4 protein-coding genes are annotated in these 5,447 nt (G+C 64.7%); all 4 read right to left on the bottom strand.

Annotated elements, in window-relative coordinates; genetic code table 11:
- Nucleotides 1–271 precede the first annotated feature (271 nt).
- Nucleotides 272–1,711 carry an aldehyde dehydrogenase gene (locus NV1_RS41380; protein WP_174557532.1) on the bottom strand — a complete coding sequence of 480 codons (1,440 nt, stop codon included), beginning with the start codon at nt 1,709–1,711 and terminating at the stop codon, nt 272–274.
- 25 nt (nt 1,712–1,736) lie between these two features.
- Nucleotides 1,737–2,840: an NAD(P)-dependent alcohol dehydrogenase gene (locus NV1_RS41375; RefSeq protein WP_067905128.1), complete on the bottom strand. Its 1,104-nt coding sequence runs from the start codon at nt 2,838–2,840 to the stop codon at nt 1,737–1,739.
- 2 nt (nt 2,841–2,842) lie between these two features.
- Nucleotides 2,843–4,123, bottom strand: a complete 1,281-nt coding sequence (locus NV1_RS41370; protein WP_067905126.1) for an NAD(P)/FAD-dependent oxidoreductase — start codon at nt 4,121–4,123, stop codon at nt 2,843–2,845.
- Nucleotides 4,124–4,130: 7 nt separating this feature from the next.
- Nucleotides 4,131–5,447 (bottom strand): cytochrome P450 (locus NV1_RS41365; protein ID WP_245714203.1); only part of this gene is annotated, 1,317 nt, incomplete at its 5' end.

The following is a 5,447-nucleotide window of genomic DNA, read 5'->3' as shown; positions in this document are numbered from 1 at the left end:
GCCGGAGCGATCCGGCAGTCACCTTGCGGCACGACGCACACCTGATGCCGACCAGCCACGCGCGTGCGAGACCCGAGGTGACGGCGGCAGTTTCTTCGCCGCCAGGTCGAACATCACGCCGTCGATGCCGAATTGCAGTGTCTCGTCGACCTTGGACTTGTGGCGTAGTCGTCAAGTGGATGCCAGTGCGCCATTCGTGATCGGCGCGATTTCCTGCGGGCGGTGGCCCGGCAAGTCGGAACTCCGCTCGCCGGGCCACATCGGCCGCCGCTCAGCGCACGTCGAGGTAGATGCTCTTGATGTTCTGGTAGCTCGCCAGGCCCTCGGGGCCCAACTCCCGGCCGATACCGCTGTTCTTGATACCGCCGAACGGTGCCGTCGGGTCGTTGGCGTAGCCGTTGACTCCGACGGTTCCGGACGCGATGCGACGCGCGAAGCGGGCGCCTCGTTCGGGGTCTGCTGTCCACACCGTGCCGCCGAGTCCGTATTCGGAACCGTTGGCGATGGCCACGGCCTCATCCTCGCTGGTGTAGGGGATGACCGATAGTACGGGGCCGAAGATCTCCTCCCTCGCGATGGTGTGCTCGGGCGCTACGTCGGCAAAGATGGTCGGCTCGACGAACCAGCCGCGGTTGCCCGCTCGTCTACCGCCGGCTGTGATACGTCCGCCGTCGTTGCGCCCGGCCGCGATATAGCCTTCGACGCGGTCGCGTTGGCGAGCCGACACCAGCGGGCCCATCTGGGTGGCGGCAGAGAGCGGATCACCGACAGTGATGTTCTTGGCGAGGTCGGTCATGGTGTCGACTACTTCGTCGTAGCGGGACGTCGGCGCGAGTACGCGGGTACACAGCCAGCAGATCTGCCCGTTGTTCAACAGGGTTGCGCCGAAGAAGGATTCGATGTTGTCGGCGAGGTTCGCGTCGTCGAGCACGACAGCCGCGGATTTGCCGCCCAATTCCAGGGTTACCGGTCGCAACAATTCGCCACAGGTCCGTGCGATCGCGCGTCCCGCGGCGGTCGATCCCGTGAACGACACCTTGTCGACGCCCGGATGTGCTACCAGGTAGGCGCCCAGTTCGCGACCGCCCGGCACCACATTCAGCACGCCGGGCGGCAGGCCCGCTGCCAGCGCCGCCTCCGCCATCAGGAAGGCGTCGAGAACGGTCTCGGGCGCCGGTTTGAGCACGACGGTGCAACCTGCGGCCAGCGCAGGCGCGATCTTGAGGAAGGTGATCGCCTGGGGCACATTCCAAGGCGCGATCGCGCCTACCACGCCGACCGGTGACCGAGTGATCGCCGTGGAACCGCCCAGCATTCCGGGACGGATCTCATCTTCCTGGTCGGCGACCATGGTCCCGTAGTACTGCAAAAGCAGTGCGGGAAAGCCGCTTTCGAATTGCCGCGCGAGGCTGATCGGCATGCCGTTCTGGGTGCTGACCCGGATCGCGGTCTCCTCACCCCGCTGTTGCAGTTCTTCGGCGAAAGCCGCGAGTTTTTCCGCGCGGCGCTTGCCGGCCCAGTGTGCCCAGCCGGTCGGATCGTCGAAAGCCGCTCTGGCCGACGCGACTGCCGCGTCGATATCGGCTTGCGCGCCCTCGGGTACCGAGCCGACACGCTCTTCCGTGCTCGGCGAGATCACCGGGATGATCGAGTTCGTGGCCGGCGAAACCCAGCGTCCGTCGAGGTAGAGATCGGTGTAATCGATGGTCATGATCGTGCTTTCCGTTTCGGCCGGCTCACTCGTGGACAAGGACCGGTTTGAGGACTTCACCGCGGTGCTGTGCCGCGACGGCGTCGTTGATCTTGGTGAAGGGGAAGGTCGACACGAGTTTCTCGATCGGGAATCGCCCGGCTCGCCACAGCTCGATCAGTTCGGGGATAAATTCGTCGGGGTCGCTGTCACCTTCGATGATGCCGACCACGGTGAGGCCCAGGACCAGGGTTTCGATGACCGTAATCGGCAGCGCTGCTTCGGGATTCGCGGGAACACCGATCAAGCCGAGCTTGCTGTGGAAGGTCATCGACTTCACCAGAGAGTCGATCACGGCTGGAATGCCGGACGTGTCGATGGCGTAATCCACTCCGGCACCGACGATGGCGCGAACCTGATCGGCGACCGGGCCGGTGGCGGGATCGATCGCGTGCGTCGCACCGAGTTCCAGGGCCAGGTCGCGGCGCGATGCGTGGGGTTCGATCACGATGATGGTGGCGCACTCGCGCACCACAGCTCCCATCACAGCTGCCAGCCCGACCGAACCCGCACCCGCGACCAGCAGTGAGGAGCCGGACCGGCAGGCGAGCGAGCGCATGACCGCCCCTGCCCCGGTTTGAACGCCGCACCCGATCGGTGCGACCAGTTCGGCCGGCAAGTCCGCGGGCACCTTCACCACATTGCGTTCCAGGGCAAGGCTGTACGTGGCGAAGGAGGACTGGCCGAAGAACAGTCCGGTGATCGAGTCGCCGCCCTGCGAGAGCGGACGGCTGCCGTCGGCGCGTACGCCGTCGTAGTTGAGATGCATGAAATTGTGGCAGTACGACGGAGAACCGGTACGACACGCGGCGCACGATCCGCAACTGGCGAAGGTGATACCGACACGATCACCCGGTGCCACCTTGGTGACTCCTTCGCCGACAGCCTCGACGACGCCGCACCCTTCGTGGCCGAAGACGGCAGGAAGGGCAACCGGGAGCGCACCGTCGCGCGCGGCGAGGTCGGTGTGACAGATGCCGACGGCTTCCATTTTCACCAGTACTTCGCCCGGCCGCGGCCCGTCGAGAGTGATTGTCTCGAGGGAGAATTCGCTGTGCGGTGCACGTGCGACCGCTGCTAGTGCTTGCATGATCAGATCCTTCGTGTTTCGGGGTGGGCACCTGCGCCGCCCGGGGCGTGATCGGATTCCATTGCGGCGTCTCGCAGGGAGATGTAGGGATCGGCCACGACGTTGCGGTGCAACCGGGTCCGGTTTCCGATGAATCTCTTTCCTGCCATGAAATCGGCTGCGGCATTGACGGTTTCGACGCAGCGCACGATTCCCTCTGCGTCGAGGTGGAACAGCGAGCAGGAATCTGCGGGATCGCCGCGGAGAACGGCGTCGGTACCAGGCGTGAGAATTCCGGCCATCTTCATTTTCAGGTCGAACTGGTCGGACCAGAACCACGGCACCTCGTGCGGCGGGACTGCTGTGCCTGTGATAACGGCGGCGGCCTGCTTGGCCTGCTCGGTGGCGCTCGGAATGCTCTCCAACCGCACCATTGCGCCCAGGCTGTCGTGCATTCGGTGGGTGACGTCGCCGATGGCCAGGATATTCGGATCACTGGTGCGTGCGGCGCCGTCGACGACGATGCCTGCCATGCAGTCCAAGCCGGCATCGCGGGCGAGTCCATCCTCGGGGATTGCGCCGATACCGACGATCACTGTGTCGCATTCGATTTCGCTGCCGTCACCCAACCGCACGCCGCGTACCCGCCCGTCCCTGCCGAGGACTTCGCCGGCGTCTGCTCCGGTGATGATGTGTGTTCCGCGGGCTCGATGACTCTCGGTGAGAATGCGCGACAGTTCGGGGCTTGCCACACGGGCCAGAATCCGCTTTTCACGTTCGATAACGGTCACCTCACAGCCGCGGGCTCGTGCGGCCGCCGCCACCTCCAGTCCGATGTAGCCGCCGCCGACGATCGCCAGGCGCGCACCGGCAAGCACCGCGGTCCGTAGTTCGGCGGCATCGGCGAGTGTGCGTAAGGCGAGTACCCCGGTGAGATCGGATCCCGGAACCGGAAGCGGGCGGGGGCGGGCGCCGGTCGCCAGGACCAGCGTTTCATAATCGACGGTGTGGCCGGAGCGTGTCCTCACCGAGCGCGCCGATCGGTCGATGCCGACAACCGGCTCGGCAAGTCGCAGCTCGATGTCGTTGTCGGCGTAGAACGACTCGGGTCGCAACCACTGGACGTAGTCTTCGCTGTCGTACTTCTTCGACAAGGGTGGCCGGTAATAGGGCGGAACGGGCTCTGCGCCGAACATCACCACACGACCGGTGAACCCAACCTGCCGAAGTAGGCCGACGAGCGTGCCGCCGGCCTGCCCGGCACCGACGATTATGACGTTGTGCGTCGGAGTTTTTGCGCTCATAGCTGTGTTAACGGGCGAACTCGATCGCAACGGGCATGTTCTTGAGCCCGCCGACGAAGTTGGTCTGGATGAACCGGGTGTCACCGGCCGGAGTTATCGACTTCACATGGGGCAACAGCTCCTCGAGCATGACGCGCAGTTCCAGCTTGGCCAGATGCTGCCCGATGCACATGTGCGGACCGTAGCCGAAGGCGATGTGCCTGTTGGGGCGACGGGTGAGGTCGAAGCGGTCCGGATCCGGGTTGGCGTCGGCGTCGCGGTTGCCGGACTGGTACAGCAGCATGAAGCGGTCGCCGGCGTGAATCTCTCGTCCGCGCAGGGTGTAATCCCGCGTGGCCGTTCGCGTGAAGTGCTTCACCGGCGATGCCCAGCGCAGCGATTCGTTCACCAGATGGGGTACGAGTGAGAGATCTTTGCGGACCAACTCCAGTTGCTCCGGCTGCCGAGCCAGTTCGAGCATGCCGCCGGCCAGGGTGCTGGACGTGGTGTCGTGCCCGGCAGTCGCGATGGCGATGAAGTAGCCGTAATAGACCTCGTTCTTGTAGTACTCGCCGTTCGCGTCGCGAGCCGACGCAATCACCGTCGCAAGATCGTCCCGCGGATGTGCGCGCCGATCCTGAAGCAAGGCTTCGAAATACGCGAAAAAGTCCTGAATCGTGGCCACCCACTGTCGAGCAGCGGCATCGGGAGTCAATGGCTCGACATCGTCTCGCGCGGAGTCCGGGTCGGCAGTGCCGAAGAACTCCTGGGTCAGCGACATCATTTTCGGCTCGTCGGATTCCGGGACACCGAACAGACTCATGATCACGTGCAACGGATACTGAAGCGCGAAATCCTTGACGAAATCGATCCGTCCGTCGGTCTCGAGCAGCCGCGCCACCGCCGACTTGGCAAGCTGCCGGATGACCGACTCCCACTGGGCCAAGTTCTGCGGCCGGAACCAGTCCAGCGCAATGTCTTTGATCTCGGTGTGCTCCGGCGGGTCGAGATAGGTGAGGGTTTCCAGAATGCGGAGGCTGCCGTCGTTGATACTCTTGGTGAATTCGTCACCCGCCTGATTGGCGAGGATCGGATTGGCCGAGCCTTTGTCCTCACCACCTGCGCTCGTGAAGATCTCGGGCTGACGCTCGATCTCCATGATGTCGGCATGCTTGCTGACGAGCCACAGCGGGTCGTACCCCTCGACGACCGCGCGGCCCAGTGGGTTGTTCTCACGCAACCAGCGGTACGCCTCGAACAGGGCGTCATTGTCACGATGGCCCTCGGGAGGCACGATCTGTCGGGCGATGGTGTCCGGGATCAACTCGGTGGCCTGCTCCGTGGT

Source organism: Nocardia vaccinii NBRC 15922 (assembly GCF_001613305.1).
Taxonomy (GTDB): domain Bacteria; phylum Actinomycetota; class Actinomycetes; order Mycobacteriales; family Mycobacteriaceae; genus Nocardia; species Nocardia vaccinii.
This window is presented reverse-complemented; position numbering and strand designations above follow the sequence as displayed.